At 65.3% G+C, this 15,776-nt stretch carries 16 protein-coding genes; 5 read left to right on the top strand and 11 right to left on the bottom strand.

Annotation, left to right across the window (positions count from 1 at the left end):
* The coding region (locus LQT98_RS19640) for an aldehyde dehydrogenase family protein (protein WP_231464510.1) at positions 1-309 on the bottom strand (309 nt) is incomplete at its 3' end.
* Positions 310-1,647 (bottom strand): glutamine synthetase family protein, encoded by a 1,338-nt coding sequence (locus LQT98_RS19635; protein WP_231464507.1) that lies wholly within the window; start codon positions 1,645-1,647, stop codon positions 310-312.
* 332 nt (positions 1,648-1,979) lie between these two features.
* Here LQT98_RS19635 and LQT98_RS19630 point away from each other — a divergent pair, with 332 nt between their 5' ends.
* Both LQT98_RS19630 and LQT98_RS19625 read left to right on the top strand, forming a co-directional pair.
* Positions 1,980-2,861 (top strand): MurR/RpiR family transcriptional regulator, encoded by an 882-nt coding sequence (locus tag LQT98_RS19630; RefSeq protein WP_231464503.1) that lies wholly within the window; start codon positions 1,980-1,982, stop codon positions 2,859-2,861.
* A 55-nt stretch (positions 2,862-2,916) separates the two neighbouring features.
* The gene (locus LQT98_RS19625; protein ID WP_231464500.1) at positions 2,917-3,417 is read left to right on the top strand and encodes a YajQ family cyclic di-GMP-binding protein; all 501 of its coding nucleotides are present in this window, start codon (positions 2,917-2,919) and stop codon (positions 3,415-3,417) included.
* Positions 3,418-3,493: 76 nt separating this feature from the next.
* Here LQT98_RS19625 and dapA read toward each other — a convergent pair whose 3' ends face one another.
* Positions 3,494-4,396 (bottom strand): 4-hydroxy-tetrahydrodipicolinate synthase, encoded by a 903-nt coding sequence (gene dapA / locus LQT98_RS19620; RefSeq protein ID WP_231464496.1) that lies wholly within the window; start codon positions 4,394-4,396, stop codon positions 3,494-3,496.
* A gap of 82 nt (positions 4,397-4,478) precedes the next feature.
* A complete protein-coding gene (locus LQT98_RS19615; protein ID WP_231464494.1) occupies positions 4,479-5,123 on the bottom strand; it encodes a TetR family transcriptional regulator in 645 nt (214 codons plus the stop codon).
* Between the two features lie 57 nt (positions 5,124-5,180).
* Between LQT98_RS19615 and LQT98_RS19610 the strand changes: the two genes are divergently transcribed.
* Positions 5,181-6,827, top strand: a complete 1,647-nt coding sequence (locus LQT98_RS19610; protein WP_231464491.1) for an acyl-CoA dehydrogenase family protein — start codon at positions 5,181-5,183, stop codon at positions 6,825-6,827.
* 38 nt (positions 6,828-6,865) lie between these two features.
* Here LQT98_RS19610 and LQT98_RS19605 read toward each other — a convergent pair whose 3' ends face one another.
* The 7 genes from LQT98_RS19605 to prpB form a co-directional block, all read right to left on the bottom strand.
* The gene (locus LQT98_RS19605; RefSeq protein ID WP_231464488.1) at positions 6,866-7,363 is read right to left on the bottom strand and encodes a NuoB/complex I 20 kDa subunit family protein; all 498 of its coding nucleotides are present in this window, start codon (positions 7,361-7,363) and stop codon (positions 6,866-6,868) included.
* A gap of 85 nt (positions 7,364-7,448) precedes the next feature.
* A complete protein-coding gene (gene prpF / locus LQT98_RS19600) occupies positions 7,449-8,639 on the bottom strand; it encodes a 2-methylaconitate cis-trans isomerase PrpF (RefSeq protein ID WP_231464486.1) in 1,191 nt (396 codons plus the stop codon).
* 52 nt (positions 8,640-8,691) lie between these two features.
* Positions 8,692-9,030 (bottom strand): endonuclease domain-containing protein, encoded by a 339-nt coding sequence (locus tag LQT98_RS19595; RefSeq protein WP_269326094.1) that lies wholly within the window; start codon positions 9,028-9,030, stop codon positions 8,692-8,694.
* A 561-nt stretch (positions 9,031-9,591) separates the two neighbouring features.
* Positions 9,592-12,201: a Fe/S-dependent 2-methylisocitrate dehydratase AcnD gene (gene acnD / locus LQT98_RS19590; RefSeq protein ID WP_378124647.1), complete on the bottom strand. Its 2,610-nt coding sequence runs from the start codon at positions 12,199-12,201 to the stop codon at positions 9,592-9,594.
* 52 nt (positions 12,202-12,253) lie between these two features.
* Entirely contained in the window at positions 12,254-13,402 is a 1,149-nt protein-coding gene (gene prpC / locus LQT98_RS19585) for a bifunctional 2-methylcitrate synthase/citrate synthase (protein WP_048410791.1), read from the bottom strand.
* Between the two features lie 32 nt (positions 13,403-13,434).
* A complete protein-coding gene (locus tag LQT98_RS19580) occupies positions 13,435-13,761 on the bottom strand; it encodes a cupin domain-containing protein (RefSeq protein WP_231464480.1) in 327 nt (108 codons plus the stop codon).
* Entirely contained in the window at positions 13,751-14,638 is an 888-nt protein-coding gene (prpB, locus tag LQT98_RS19575; protein WP_269326093.1) for a methylisocitrate lyase, read from the bottom strand. Before prpB ends, LQT98_RS19580 begins: the two co-directional genes overlap by 11 nt.
* A gap of 299 nt (positions 14,639-14,937) precedes the next feature.
* Between prpB and rpoE the strand changes: the two genes are divergently transcribed.
* Positions 14,938-15,537, top strand: a complete 600-nt coding sequence (rpoE, locus tag LQT98_RS19570) for an RNA polymerase sigma factor RpoE (RefSeq protein WP_043641588.1) — start codon at positions 14,938-14,940, stop codon at positions 15,535-15,537.
* 2 nt (positions 15,538-15,539) lie between these two features.
* Positions 15,540-15,776, top strand: a 237-nt coding sequence (locus LQT98_RS19565; protein ID WP_231464478.1) for a sigma-E factor negative regulatory protein, incomplete at its 3' end; no start/stop codon positions are given.

Below are 15,776 nucleotides of genomic sequence, written 5' to 3'. Positions count from 1 at the left end.
CGCCTCCTCGGCGATGTCCAGCATATGGCGCGCGCGCTCGGCCAGGCCGCCGATCTCGCCGGGTGACTGGCGGATGGGCCGGCCTATCTGGCGGGTGATGGCGTCGGCGCAGTCGCTCTTGTGGGCGATCAGCCAGTCCACCGCCCGGCCGATCAAGGCCTTGCGTTCGGCCAGCGGCGTGGCGCGCCAGCCGGCCTGGGCGACGCGGGCGGCGTCCAGCGCGGCCTGGGTCTGGACCGGGCTGGTGTAGCCGCGTTGCAGCAGGGTGGAACCGTCCAGCGGGGTGATGACGGAGTAGTTTTCGCTCATTTAGATGATCTCGAAGTAGCGTTTCAATTCCCAGTCGGTGACATGGCGCTGGAACTCGCGTTCTTCCCATTCGCGGGTGGCGGCGAAGTGATCGACGAAGTCGTCGCCGAACCAGTCGCGGGCGGCGGCGGAGCCGCGCAGCGCCTGGGCGGCCTCCCACAAGGTGCGGTGCAGTTTCAAGTGGGGCGGCGCGTCCAGCAGATAGCCGTTGGCGCTGACCGGTTCTTCCGGCTCGATCCGGTGTTCGATGCCGTAGAGGCCGGCGGCCAGGCCGCTGGCCAGCGCCAGATAGGGATTGCTGTCGGCGCCGGGCAGGCGGTATTCGACGCGTTGCGATTTGGCGCTGCCGGGAATCGCGCGGATGGCCACGGTGCGGTTGTCCACGCCCCATAGCGAGCTGGTGGGCGCCCAATAGCCGGGCACCAGCCGGCGGAAGCTGTTGACCGTGGGCGCGGCCAGGCTCATGAATTCCGGCATCAGTCGCTGGATGCCGCCGATGAAGTGGCGCATCGCGTCGCTGATCGCGTGCTCGCGGCCCGGTTGGTGGAAGGCGCTGTCGCCGCCGTCGCGGCGGCGCAGCGAGATATGGATGTGGCCGCCCTGGCCGGATTGTTCCTGGTGCCACTTGGCCATATAGCAGAGCATGCGGCCCTGTTTCTCCGCCAGCACCTTGGAGAAGGTCTTGAAACAGACGGCGTTGTCGGCGGCGCGCAAGGCGTTGTCCACGCACAGCGCGGCTTCCAGCGCGCCGGGTCCGGTTTCCTCGTGCAGGCCTTCGATCGGCATCTGCATCCGCTCGCACAGGTCCAGCAGCGCGCGGTAGAAGTCGGTGTTCACCGAGCTGCGCAGAATGGAGTAGCCGAAGGCGCCGCTGCCCAGCGGCTTGGGTTCTTGGTACAGCCGCTGCCGCAGTGCTTCGTGTTCTTCATCGACCGCCAGAAACTCGTATTCGAAGCCGGCCAGCACGTCGAAGCCCATGTCGCGCGCGCGCTCCAGCACCCGGCGCAGCAGGCCGCGCGGACAGAGGCTTTCCAGCCGGCCCACCACCTCGCCCTGGACGAAGATCATATCGCCTTCCAGCGGCAGGTCGCGGCAGGATTCGGGAATCAGCCTCACCTCGGCGTCGCCGTAGCCGCGGCCCCAACCGGTGAGCAAGGTGTTGTCGTACAATTTGTCGCCCACGTCCCAGCCGAACACCACGTCGCAGAAGCCGAAGCCGCCTTCCAGCGCGCACAGGAATTTGTCGCGCGACATGTATTTGCCGCACATCACCCCGTCCATGTCCACCAGACCCACCTTGATCTGACTCAGGCGGCGTTCTTCGATCAAAACCTTCAAATCCGCGATTGTCTTTACGTCGCGTGCTTCCATCGCTGTCTCTCCCTGATTGCCGCGGTCTGACTTCCCCGATACCGGCAGAGCGTTCATCGTCTGGCTTGCAACTGTCTGTTTTGGCGGTGGTTTGTCGCTGCCTTGTGGGCTGCTTTCTTGTCGCCTTCATGTTGTTTGGGTAGTATTATTCGTTAAAAAAAAATGAATCAAGCCAAATTTGTAATAAATATTAGAATCAGGGCGGCAGTGTGGGCGCAATGACACAATGCCGTTTTTACACCGGCGCTGTTATGCTGCGCGGCACGAGGGCAGTCGTGCATCGCCAAAGGGGCAACAGAATGAGCCAAAGCCGCTCGATCGCGGAGCAAGTCCGCGCGCTGTTCGAAGCGCTGACCCCCACCGAACGCAAGGTGGGACGGGCGCTGCTGGCCAACTATCCGGTGGCCGGCCTGGAAACCATCGCGCAATGGGCGCAGCGCGCCGACGTCAGCGGCCCGACGGTGCTGCGCTTGATCGGCAAGCTGGGTTTCGACAATTACGCCGCTTTCCAGTCCGCGCTGCGCGCAGAACTGGAATTGCGTTTGCAATCGCCGCTGATGCGCCATGATCCGGGGCAGTTGCAGGGCGATCACGATTTTCTGGCCAGCCACGCCGAGCGTATCGCCGAGCTGATGCGCCAGACCGCGGCCCAGGTGCCGCGCGCCGAGTTCGACGGCGCGGTGGATCTGCTGGGCGAGCGCAAGCACCGGATCTGGTTGCTGGGCGGGCGGCTGACCGATCCGCTGGCGGCCTATCTTTGCCACCATCTGAAAGTGGTGCGGCCGGACGTGGTGCATTTGCGCGGGGTGTCGGCTAGCTGGGCGGATTCGCTGGTGGACATGGGTCGGGCGGACGTACTGGTGATCTTCGACATCCGCCGCTACTGGGACGACGCGCTGCGCATCGCGGAAATGGCGGCGCAGCGCAAGGCCAGCGTGCTGTTGTTCACTGACCAGTGGCTGTCGCCGGTGGCGCGCGTGGCGCGCTACACCTTGGCGGCGCACACCGCCGGTCCGGCCGGCTGGGACAGCAACACGCCGCTGATGATGCTGGTGGACGCGGTGATCGCCGCCCTGAACGCGCGGCACTGGGACCGCATCAGCGGCCGGCTCAAGGAGGTGGAGGCGATGCGGGCGCGTTTGGGCGAGGGCGGGGAGGGCAACGAACGGGCGGCCGAGTGACAAGGGCGGAGCCAGCCTCTAAAATGTCGGCATCAAGCATTATTAGGAATATTTCATGCCGTCTTTCGATATCGTGTCCGAAGTGAACAAGGTGGAAGTGCGCAACGCCGTGGAGCAAGCCAATAAAGAGGTGTCCACCCGTTACGACTTCAAGGGCAGCGACGCCCGCATTGAAACCGGAGACAAAGAACTGACCTTGTTCGCCGACGCCGAGTTTCAACTGGACCAGGTCAACGACATTCTGGTGAACAAGCTGTCCAAGCGCGGCGTGGACGTGCGCTGCATGGAGTACGGCAAGCTGGAAAAAGTCAGCGGCAACAAGGTGAAGAAAGTGCTGACGGTGAAGGAGGGCCTGGAATCCGACCTGGCCAAGAAAATCGTCAAGCTGATCAAGGACGCCAAGCTCAAGGTGCAGGCCAGCATCCAGGGCGAGGCGGTGCGCGTGTCCGGCGCCAAGCGCGACGTGCTGCAGGAGTGCATCGCGCTGATGCGCAAGGAAATCGCCGATGACAAGGAAAACGGTTTCCCGTTGCAGTTCAACAACTTCCGCGATTGAACGCCGCCGCGCGACATGAACACGCGCGAAATGAAAAAAGGAGCCGACAGGCTCCTTTTTTCATGGCCGCTCCGCTTTAACAGGCGGCGGCGCGGCGCAGCTGCAGCCGCTCCCATACCAGCCGCGCTTGCTGCTCCTCGGCGGCGCCGGTGGGCGGCAGCGGCAGCCGGCATTGGCCCACCGGCAGTCCCTGCACCCGCAGCATGGCTTTCACCGACATCGAAAACACCGAGGCGTCGGTGTTGGAGAAGGCGAAGGATTCCTGCAAGCCGGCGTTGACGCGCCGCGCCTGCGCCGTGTCGCCCTGTTCGAAGGCGGCGATCATGCGGGCGAACTCCGGCCCGGTCCAGTGGGTGGAGGTGCCGACCACGCCCACCGCGCCCACCGCCAGCAAGGGCAGGGTCAGCGCGTCGTCGCCGGAATAGAGCGAGAAGTGCTCGCCGGCGGCGGCCAGCAGCGCGGCCGCCGCGGCCGGGTCGCCGGTGGCGTCCTTGAAGGCGACGATATTGTCCACCTCGCGGAACAGCCGCAGCAGCACGTCGGCGGCGATGCGGCGGCCGGTGCGGCCCGGCACGTCGTAGACCATCAGCGGCAGGCGGGTGGCCGCGGCCACCGCGCGGAAATGGGCTTCGATGCCGGCTTGCGGCGGGCGGTTGTAATAGGGGCCGACCACGAAGACGCCGGCGGCGCCCAGGCCGGCGGCCTCGCGCGTCAACGCGATCGCGTGTTCGGTGTGGCTGCTGCCGGTGCCGGCCAGCACCGGGATGGTCACCGCCTCGCTGACCGCGCGCACCAGATCGCGGCGTTCCTCGTCGCTCAGCGTCGGCGCCTCGCCGGTGGTGGCCGCCACCACCAGGCCGTCGCTGCCGTTGGCCGCCAGATGTCTGGCCAGTTGCCGCGCCGCGTCCAGATTCAGCCGGCCGGCCTCGTCGAAGGGCGTGACCATGGCGGTCAGCACCTTGCCCCAATGTTCTGTCATTTTGCTTCCTTTGTTCTTCTTGGCCGCCTTGGCGGCGGCTGCGGCCGATTCTACTCCTTATTGCGACGCCTTTCCCGCGGTTTCAGCCCAGGCAGGCCTTGAGCGCCGCTTCCAATTCCGGGCGTAGCGCCGCGAGATCCACGGTCGGCCCTTGGGTCAGCAAGGCCTGCGAAATGCTTCCGTAGCAAAGACAGTGAGCCATGCGCGCGGCGGCGTCCAGCCGCGGCGGCGGCTCGGCGGCGGCGGCCAATGCGGTACGCCAGATGTCCACGTATTGCTGGTAGTGGCGGCGGTAGGCGTCCAGCGAAGACACGCGTCGTTCCAGCTGGAACAGCGCGCTCCAGGCCGGCGCCTGGCGCCGAACCGTGTCCAGTTGCAGGGTCAGCAGCGCGATGGCGATATCGCGACGATCCGCGCCGCGGCGGGCGGCGGCGCATTGGCGCAGCGCGCCGGCCAGCGCGTGCACATGCTGATGGACGCACAGCGCGGCCAGGCCGTCCATATTGCGCACGTACTGATAAAAGGTGCCGACCGCCACGCCGGCGACGGCGGCCACCTCGCGCACCGTGGTCTTGGCGTAGCCGCGCGTGAGCAAAACCTGAACAAAGGCCTGCTGCAGCGCGATCAGGCTGGCGCGCGAGCGCGACTGGCGCGGACGCCGGCGCGTGGTCGGCGCGGCCTGTTCGGCTTGCTGCGCCGCGGTGGGGGAAACCCGAACATGTCGCATCGCCGCTTTCCTTATACTTTCGTCATGGCCGCGAACGCGGCGCGAGGAGACGGAACGATGATCTGGCAAACCCATGAAGTGAGCAACCAGTACGAAGAACTGGCGGATTACTCGCTGTACGACAGCGACCCGGCTTTGCGCGAGGCGCTGCGGCGCGCCGACGCGGGCTGGGCCGAGGCCGGGCTCAGCGCCTACGGCGAGCGCCTGGGGCGGGCGGACAGCTTCGAACTGGCCGAGCAAGCCAACCGCCATGCGCCGGAGTTGCGGGCTTTCGACCGCCGCGGCCGTCGCGTCGACCAGGTGGATTCCCACCCGGCCTGGCACCAGTTCTTGGCGCTGTATCGTGAGCAAGGCCTGGTGAGCCTGCCTTTCGACAGCCAGCGGCCGGGCCGTTGGACCGCTGCGATGGCCGGCCTCTATCTGCATGGCCAGGTGGAGGCCGGTAGCTTGTGCCCGGCGACGATGACCCAGGCCGCGATTCCCTTGTTGCAGCGCGAGCCGGCGCTGTGGGCGCTGCTGGGCGACAAGCTGTTCAGCCGCGTTCACGACAGCCGCGACCTGCCGCTGGAGCGCAAGACATCGGCCTGGATAGGCATGGGCATGACCGAGAAGCAGGGCGGTTCCGACGTGCGCGCCAATACCACCCAGGCGACGCCCTTGGGCGCCGGCGGGCGCGGCGGAGAATACCTGTTGCGCGGCCATAAGTGGTTCTGGTCGGCGCCGATGTGCGACGCCCACCTGGTGGTGGCCAAGACCGCCGACGGCGCGCCGTGCTGCTTTTATCTGCCGCGCTGGCGGCCGGACGGCGGGCGCAACGCGGTGAGGATCCAGCGTCTGAAGGACAAGGTGGGCAATCGCAGCAACGCCGGTTGCGAGGTGGAGTTCCAGGATGCCTGGGGCGTGCTGATCGGCGAGGAAGGCCGCGGCATTCCCACTATCATCGAAATGGCCGGCTACACCCGGCTCAACTGCGTGATCGGCAGCGCCGCGCTGCTGCGTCAAGGCGCGGTGCAGGCGCTAGCCTATGCGCGGCGGCGCATGGCCTTCGGCAAGTGCCTGGCCGAGCAGCCGCTGATGCGCGCGGTGCTGGCGGACTTGGCGCTGGAGAGCGAGGCGGCCTTGCTGCTGGCGGCGCGGCTGTCCGAAGCCTTCGAGCGCGATGACGAGCCGGCGCAGCGCGCTTGGAAACGCATCATCACGCCGGCGGCCAAGTTCTGGGTGTGCAAGCGCGCGGTGGAGCTCAGCGGCGAGGCGATGGAAGTATTCGGCGGCAACGGCTATGTCGATGGGCCGATGGCGCGGCTATACCGCGAAGCGCCGTTGAATTCGATCTGGGAGGGCTCCGGCAATGTGATGTGCCTGGATCTGATCCGCGCGCTGCAGCGCGAGCCCGAGGCCTGGCAGGCGCTGCTGGCGGATTTGACCGACCTGTCCGGCGGCGAGCCGGTGTTGATCGCGGCGCTGGCGCAATTGCGCCAGCTGGTCGCCAGGCCGGCCGAGCTTGAGCCTTTGGGGCGGCGTTTCGCCCAATTGCTGGCGCTGACGGCGCAAGCCTGCCTGCTGGCGCGCCATGCGCCGTCGGCTTCGGCCCAGGGCTTCATCGCCAGCCGTTTGGATGATGGACAATGGGGGCGGGTGGCCGGCGCGCTGGACGGGGGCCGGCTGGATATCGCGGCCATCCTGCAGCGCGCCTTGCCGGATTGAGACGGGGCAGGTTCGCCGGCAGGGATGGGTGGGTATCGTCAGCTGCGTTCCAGTTCCGGCGCCGCGCGGCGGCTCATCTTGGCCTGCAACTGCATCAGGCCGTAGAGCAGCGCTTCGGCGGTGGGCGGGCAGCCGGGAATGTAGATGTCCACCGGCACGATAGTGTCGCAGCCGCGCACCACCGAATAGCTGTAGTGATAGTAGCCGCCGCCGTTGGCGCAGGAGCCCATGGAGATCACATAGCGCGGCTCCGCCATCTGGTCGTAGATCTTGCGCAGCGCCGGCGCCATCTTGTTGCTCAGAGTGCCGGCAATGATCATCAGATCGGCCTGGCGCGGGCTGGCGCGCGGAATCGCGCCGAAACGGTCCATATCGTAGCGCGCGGCGGCGGCCTGCATCATCTCCACCGCGCAACAGGCGAGGCCGAAGGACAGATACCACAGGCTGCCGCCGCGCACGCGGGCGAATAGCTCATCGGCCCGGGTCAACACATAGCCGTCGGTCTTGAGTTCGGAAAAGACAAGGACGTTTTGCATGGCGCGGCTCCAGGAGGCAAGGAAATGGCGATAGTGTGCCGCCATCGCCCGCTTCCGGCTTGTACCGAGTCGCCATGCCGCCGTGTCAGCGCGCCGCGTCCGGCACCCGCACCCAACCCTCCATCAACACCCGCGCACTGCGGCTCATTACGGCCTTGGTCACGATCCAGGCGCCGGCTTCTTGGCGTGCTTCGGCGCCGACGCGCAAGGTGCCGGACGGATGGCCGAAACGCACCGCCTGGCGCTCGCCGCCACCGGCGGCCTGGTTGACCAAGGTGCCGGGAATCGCCGCGGCGGTGCCTATGGCCACCGCCGCGGTGCCCATCATCGCGTGGTGCAGCTTGCCCATGGACATGGCCCGCGCCAGGAGGTCGATGTCGGCGGCGCGCACCGGCTTGCCGCTGGACGCGAGGTAGTCGGCCGGCGGCGCGACGAAGGCGAGCTTGGGCGTGTGCTGGCGGCTGGCGATTTCGTCCAGCGTCTTGATCAGGCCCATCTTCAGCGCGCCGTGGGCGCGTATGGTCTCGAGGCGGGTCAGCGCCGCCGGGTCGGCATTGATCGCGTCCTGCAGCTCGGCGCCGCTGTAGCCGATGTCGGAGGCCTTGACGAAGATGGTGGGGATGCCGGCGTTGATCAGCGTGGCCGGGAAGACGCCGACGCCGGGCACGTCCAGCGTGTCCACCAGTTGGCCGGTGGGGAACATCGCGCCGCCGTCGCCATCGCCCTCATCGGCCGGGTCCAGGAACTCCAGCGCGATCTCGGCGGCGGGAAAGGTGACGCCGTCCAGTTCGAAATCCCCGGTTTCCTGCACCTGGCCCGCGGTGATGGGCACGTGAGCGATGATGGTCTTGCCGATATTGGCCTGCCAAATGCGCACCGTGCAGATACCATCGGCGGGAATGCGCGCCGGATCGAGCAGGCCGCCGGTGATGGCGAAGGGGCCGACCGCGGCGGACAGATTGCCGCAGTTGCCGCTCCAGTCGACGAAGGCCTTGTCTATGCCGACCTGGCCGAACAGGTAATCGACGTCGTGATCCGGCCGCGAGGACTTGGCCACGATCACGGTCTTGCTGGTGCTGGACGTGGCGCCGCCCATGCCGTCGATCTGCTTGCCGTAAGGGTCCGGGCTGCCGATCACGCGTAGCAGCAGCGCATCGCGCGCCGTGCCCGGCTGCTGCGCGGCTTCCGGCAGGTCCTGCAGTCGGAAGAACACCCCCTTGCTGGTGCCGCCGCGCATATAGGTGGCGGGGATGCGGATCTGGGCGGGCTGAGTCATATGCTGTTTTTCCTGTGCTTGCGGCGGTTCCATGGTCGGGACGCCGCTGTGTTCATTGTGTCCGGGTATTTAGCGCTTGCCAGATCGCTTCTAGGACCGTGTCCTGATTGTGCAGAATATCGTTGTTCCAGAAGCGCATGATTCTGAAGCCCTGCGCCTGCAGCCAAGCGTCGCGCGCGGCGTCGCTGTGGCTTTCATGATGCTGGCCGCCGTCCGCCTCTATGATTAGCCGCGAGCCGAAGTGGACGAAATCAACGATGTAGGGGCCGATAGGCTGTTGGCGGCGGAATTTCTCGCCATTCAGCCGGTGGGCGCGGAGCTGCTTCCAGAGTCGCTGTTCGGCGTCGGTCATATTGCGCCGTAAGGACTTGGCGAAATCGAGCTGGCGCATACCCCTCTCCCCAACCCCTCTCCCGCAGGGGGAGAGGGGCTTGCTGAGCTGCTGACAATTAACCTGCGTGCCTTACCTTAGTTGGCAAGTCAAGCGATGGAATCGCTGGCTCATGCCAGAAATAAAATGAAGTTGAAAGTCTCCCCCTCCCGCGAGGGAGGAGAGGTTTGTTGAGCTGCTGGCAGTTAGCCTGCGTGCCTTAACTTGTTGGCAAGTCAAGCGATGGAATCGCTGGCTCATGCCAGAAATAAAATGAAGTTGAAAGTCTCCCCCTCCCGCGAGGGAGGAGGGACTTGCTGAGTTGCTGACAGTTAATCTGCCTACCTTACTTTATTGGCAAACCAAGCGATGGAGTCGCCGGCTCATGCCAGAAATAAAATGAAGTTGCAAAGTCTCCCCCTCCCGCGAGGGAGGAGAGGTTTGTTGAGCTGCTGGCAGTTAGTCTGCGTGCCTTAACTTGTTGGCAAGTCAAGCGATGGAATCGCCGGTTAATGCTAGAAGTAAAATAAAGTTGAAAGTCACCCCTCTCCCCTTGAGGGAGAGGGGCCGGGGGAGAGGGGTTCAGCCTCCCGCCCCCTCCAAGAAGGCCTGCGCGAAGCGCTGCAGCACGCCGCCGGCCTCGTAGATCGACACTTCTTCCGCGGTGTCCAGCCTACAGGTCACCGCCACTTGCTCCGTGCCGCCGTCCTTGCGGTGGATCAGCAGCGTCAGCTCGGCGCGCGGCTGGCGCTGGCCTATCACATCGTAAGTCTCGCTGCCGTCCAGCACCAGCGTCTTGCGGTTGACGCCGGGTTTGAACTCCAGCGGCAGCACGCCCATGCCGATCAGATTGGTGCGGTGGATGCGTTCGAAGCCTTCGGCGACGATGGCCTCGACGCCGGCCAGGCGCACGCCCTTGGCCGCCCAGTCGCGCGAACTGCCCTGGCCATAGTCGGCGCCGGCGACGATGATCAGCGGCTGCTTGCGCCGCATATAGGTTTCGATCGCCTCCCACATCCGCATCGTCTTGCCTTCCGGCTCCACGCGCGCCAGCGAGCCCTGGCGTACCGAGCCATCCTCGTTCAACACCATTTCATTGAACAACTTGGGGTTGGCGAAGGTGGCGCGCTGCGCGGTCAGGTGGTCGCCGCGATGGGTGGCGTAGGAATTGAAGTCCTCCTCCGGCAGGCCCATCTTCGCCAGGTATTCGCCGGCCGCCGAATCCAGCAGAATGGCGTTGGACGGGGACAGGTGGTCGGTGGTGATGTTGTCCGGCAGGATGGCCAGCGGGCGCATGCCGCGCAGCGTGCGTGTGCCTGCCAGCGCGCCCTCCCAGTACGGCGGGCGGCGGATATAGGTGGACTGCGGCCGCCACGCGTACAGCGGGCTGGCCTTGGCGGCGGTGTCGCGCCGGATGGCGAACATCGGCTCGTAGACCTGGCGGAAATGTTCGGGCTTGACCGCCTGGCGCAGCACGGCGTCTATTTCCGCGTCGTCCGGCCAGATGTCCTTGAGCCGGATCTCCTTGCCGTCGGCGACGCCGAGCACGTCTTTCTCGATATCGAAGCGCATGGTGCCGGCGATGGCGTAGGCGATCACCAACGGCGGCGAGGCCAGGAAGGCCTGCTTGGCATAGGGGTGGATGCGGCCGTCGAAGTTGCGGTTGCCGGACAGCACCGCCGTCGCGTACAGATCGCGTTCCACGATTTCCCGCTGGATCTTGGGCTCCAGCGCGCCGGACATGCCGTTGCAGGTGGTGCAGGCGAAGGCGACGATGCCGAAGCCCAGTTGTTCCAGCTCGGACAGCAGCCCAGCTTCCTTCAGATAGAGCTCAACCGCCTTGGAACCCGGCGCCAGCGAGGACTTGACCCAGGGCTTGCGAACCAGGCCCAGCCGGTTGGCCTTGCGCGCCAGCAGGCCGGCGGCGATCACATTGCGCGGGTTGGAGGTATTGGTGCAGCTGGTGATGGCGGCGATGATCACCGCGCCGTCCGGCATCAGGCCCTGGGCTTCCTGCGCGCGTGCCTGCTCCAGATTGACGGCGATGCCGCGCTCGGCCAGCGCCGACACCGGCAGCCGCTTGTGCGGATTGGACGGGCCGGCCAGGTTGCGGCCGACGCTGGACAGGTCGAAGCGCAGCACTCGCTCGTACACTACGTTTTGCAGCGTGTCCGCCCACAGGCCGGCGGTCTTGGCATAGCTTTCCACCAGCCGGACCTGTTCGTCGCTGCGGCCGGTCAGCTTCAGGTAGGCGATGGTCTGTTCGTCGATGAAGAACAGCGCCGCGGTGGCGCCGTACTCCGGCGCCATATTGGAGATGGTGGCGCGGTCGCCCAGGGTCAGCGCCGCCGCGCCCGGGCCGTAGAATTCCAGATAAGCGCCAACCACTTTCTGCTGGCGCAGGAATTCGGTCAGCGCCAGCACCACGTCGGTGGCGGTGATGCCTGGGCCGGGCTTGCCGGACAGCTCCACGCCGACGATGTCCGGCAGCCGCATCCAGGAGGCGCGGCCCAGCATCACGTTTTCCGCTTCCAGGCCGCCGACGCCGACGGCGATCACGCCCAGCGCGTCCACGTGCGGGGTGTGGCTGTCGGTGCCGACGCAGGTGTCAGGGTAGGCCACGCCGTGGTCGGCGTGGATCACCGGCGACATCTTCTCCAGATTGATCTGGTGCATGATGCCGTTGCCGGCCGGGATCACGTCGACATTGTCGAAGGCGCTCTTGGTCCACTCGATGAAATGGAAGCGGTCCTCATTGCGCCGGTCTTCGATCGCGCGGTTCTTTTCGAAAGCCTGCGGATCGAAGCCGCCGCATTCCACCGCCAGCGAATGGTCGACGATCAATTGCACCGGCACCACCGGATTGACCTGGGCCGGATCGCCGCCCTGATCGGCGATGGCGTCGCGCAGGCCGGCCAGGTCCACCAGCGCGGTCTGGCCCAGGATGTCGTGGCAGACCACGCGCGCCGGGAACCAGGGGAAGTCGCGTTCGCGCTTGCGGCAGGCGATCTGCTCCAGGCATTCGTCCAGCAGCGCCGGCTCGCAGCGGCGCACCAGGTTTTCGGCGTGCACGCGGCCGGTGTAGGGCAGTTGCTCCCAGGCGCCGGGGCGGATGGCGTCGATGGCGGCGCGGGCGTCGAAGTAGTCTAGCCCGGTACCGGGCAGGGGGATGCGGTAAGCGGAATTCATCATGTTTCAACCAAAGGAAGTTCAGCGGCGGGGCCGACGGCCCCGCCATGGCGGTTCAGCGTTTGTCCAGCGGCACGAACACTTGGTCTTCCGGTCCGGTGTAATTGGCGCTGGGACGGATGATCTTGCCGTCCTGGCGCTGCTCGATCACGTGCGCGCTCCAGCCGCTGGTGCGGGCGATGACGAACAGCGGGGTGAACATGGCGGTGGGCACGCCCATCATGTGATAGCTGACCGCGGAAAACCAGTCCAGATTGGGGAACATCTTCTTGATGTCCCACATCACGGTTTCCAGCCGTTCGGCGATATTGAACATCTTGCTGTCGCCGGCGGACTTGGACAGTTCGCGCGCCACTTCCTTGATCACCTTGTTGCGCGGATCGGAAATGGTATAGACCGGATGGCCGAAGCCGATCACCACCTCCTTGCGTTCCACGCGCTCGCGGATGTCGGCCTCGGCTTCGGCCGGGGTTTCGTAGCGCTGCTGGATGTCGAAGGCCACTTCGTTGGCGCCGCCGTGCTTGGGGCCGCGCAGCGCGCCGATGGCGCCGGTGACGGCGCTATAGAGATCCGAGCCGGTGCCGGCGATGACGCGGGCGGCGAAGGTGGAGGCGTTGAATTCATGCTCAGCGTATAGATTGAGCGAGGTGTGCATCGCGCGCACCCATTCCGGCGACGGCTTCTCGCCGTGCAGCAGGTGCAGGAAATGGCCGCCTATGCTGTCGTCGTCGGTTTCCACCTCGATGCGCTTGCCGTTGTGGCTGAAATGGTACCAGTACAGCAGCATGGAGCCTAGGCTGGCCATCAGCCGATCGGCGATGTCGCGCGCGCCGGCCAGATTGTGATCGTCCTTCTCCGGCAAGGCGCAGCCCAGCGCGGACACGCCGCTGCGCATCACGTCCATCGGGTGAGCGCTGGCCGGCAGCGCTTCCAGCGCGGCCTTCACCGCCGCCGGCAGGCCGCGCAGCGATTTCAGCTTTTTCTTGTAGCCGACCAGCTCGGCCTTGTTCGGCAGCTTGCCGTGCACCAGCAGATAGGCCACTTCCTCGAACTCGCAACGGCCGGCGAGATCGAGGATGTCGTAGCCGCGGTAGTGCAGATCATTGCCGCTGCGGCCAACTGTGCACAGCGCGGTATTGCCGGCGGCGACGCCGGACAGGGCTACGGATTTCTTGGGTTTGATGCCAACAACGGTTTCGCTCATGGTTTTCTCCTGATCGCAGACCTGTGGAACAATTATTTTTCGTAGAAAACAGCCAGCCAGACGCTGTCCCGCTCCGGCGCGGTCCAGGCCACGCGGTGGCGTTGGCGCGGAGCTATGGCCACGCAATCGCCCGGCTCCAATTTGAGGCGCCGCGGCGGGTCCTGGTATTCCAGTTCCGCCGCGCCGGATAGCAGCAGCACCCACTCCGCCTCATCCTGTTCATACCAGAACCCATCCGGCGAAGAATGGCCGCGGGAAACGATGCGCTCGACGCGAAAGCCTTTGCCGCCGCTGAACAAGGTTTGCAGCCATTCTTCCGGCAATTCTTCCGGGATGTCGCCGAACAGATTACTCGGCACCGTGGCCTTCCTGGCGGAACAGCGCGTCCAGTTTCTGTTCGTAGGCGTGGTAGTCCAAGTGTTCATATAGCTCGGCGCGCGTCTGCATTGTGTCCAGCACCGCCTGTTGGCCGCCGTCGCGACGGATCGCGCCGTAGACGCCGAGCGCGGCCTGGCTCATCGCGCGGAAGGCGGACAAGGGGTAGAGCACCAGGCCGACGCCGTGTTCGCCCAGCTCGCGGGTATTGAACAACGGGGTGGCGCCGAACTCGGTGATATTGGCCAATACCGGCACCTTCACCGCCTCGGCGAAACGGCGGTACATCGCCAGCTCGGTCATCGCCTCCGGGAAAATCATGTCGGCGCCGGCTTCGACGCAGGCGACGGCGCGTTCGATGGCGGCATCCAGCCCCTCCACCGCCAGCGCATCGGTGCGCGCCATGATCACGAAGCCATCGTCGCGGCGCGCGTCCACCGCCGCCTTGACGCGGTCCACCATTTCGTTCTGGCTGACGATGGCCTTGTTGGGGCGATGGCCGCAGCGCTTCTGTTGCACCTGATCCTCGATGTGCACCGCGGCGGCGCCGGCCTTCTCCAGGCTGCGGACCGCGCGGGCGATATTGAAAGCGCCGCCCCAGCCGGTGTCTATGTCCACCAGCAGCGGCAGCGCGCTGGCGTCGGTGATGCGGCGCACATCGATCAGCACGTCTTCCAGCGTGGTGATGCCCAGGTCCGGAATGCCGCAGGAGCAGGCGGCGACGCCGCCGCCGGACAGATACAGCGCTTTGAAGCCGGAGTGTTCGGCCAGGCGGGCGGCATAGGCGTTGACCGCACCCACCACTTGTAGGGGATGTTCGCTTGCAACCGCTTGGCGGAAGCGTTGGCCGGGGGTGCTCATTGCAATGGATTCCTAAGTAGTGATCTGAGACAAGGACGCCGGGGCTCAGGTCGGCATCTGCGCATTGCCGAATACATGTAACGCCAATGTCATTCAAGCAAGTGCTTGGTAGGAGTGTAAGGGCTGCTTTGCGCGCTGGCAATACGGCTAAAACAAATGTTCAAGTTTCAGTCCAGGTCTGTTATGTTTCGCTGCTGAATCGCGTGGGGGAACTCATTGCAAGCGCTGTGGTCTAGTCACAGTCCACATAAACGACCACAAACACGACCAGTGGGCAAATCAGGGAGCATAACAACGACATGAGTGATCGGGATCTCGATCAACAGTTGGTGGAGCGTGCCCAGCGAGGTGAAAAAAGAGCTTTCGATCTGCTTGTTGCCAAGTATCAGCGACGTCTCGCCAGGCTGTTGTCGCGGTTTATCCGCGACGGCGCTGACATCGAGGATGTAACGCAAGAAGCGTTTGTCAAAGCGTATCGTGCCTTGCCGTCGTTTCGTGGCGAGAGCGCGTTTTACACATGGCTGTACAGAATCGGCATCAATACTGCCAAGAATTTCCTTAGCGCCTCCGGACGTCGTCCGGTGGTCAACAGCGAGATAGAGGACGAGGACGGCGAAAGCTTCGACATGGCGTCGCAGCTGCCCGACCTGAACACGCCCGAAACCGAGCTGATGAACAAGGAAATCCTGGCAACGGTCAATGCTGCCGTGGAGGCTTTGCCGGAGGAACTAAGAACCGCAATTTCGCTCAGGGAAATGGACGGTCTATCCTACGACGAAATCGCCAAGGTGATGGATTGCCCGATAGGCACCGTGCGTTCGCGGATTTTCCGAGCGCGCGAGGCGATTGCTGCCGAACTCAGGCCTTTGCTGGATACGGCCAAGAACAGAAGGTGGTAGGTATGAAAGAAACGATATCCGCGATGATGGATGGCGAGCTGGACGACGGCGACGTAGCCAGAACCATCGCCGCCATTGGATCCGACAAGCAACTGGATGACGCCTGGGGCGCATACCATTTGATCGGCGACGCGATGCGGGCCAACCGCATGGCCGGCTTCGACGTGCGCGAGCGCGTGACGAGCCGACTGGCGGCGGAACCGACCGTGCTGGCGCCGCGGCGCTGGCTGCGCCCGGCG

This window comes from Chromobacterium aquaticum (assembly GCF_021129195.1).
Taxonomy (GTDB): domain Bacteria; phylum Pseudomonadota; class Gammaproteobacteria; order Burkholderiales; family Chromobacteriaceae; genus Chromobacterium; species Chromobacterium aquaticum.
Note: the sequence above shows the minus strand (reverse complement) of the source record. Positions and strands in the feature narration are given on the sequence as shown.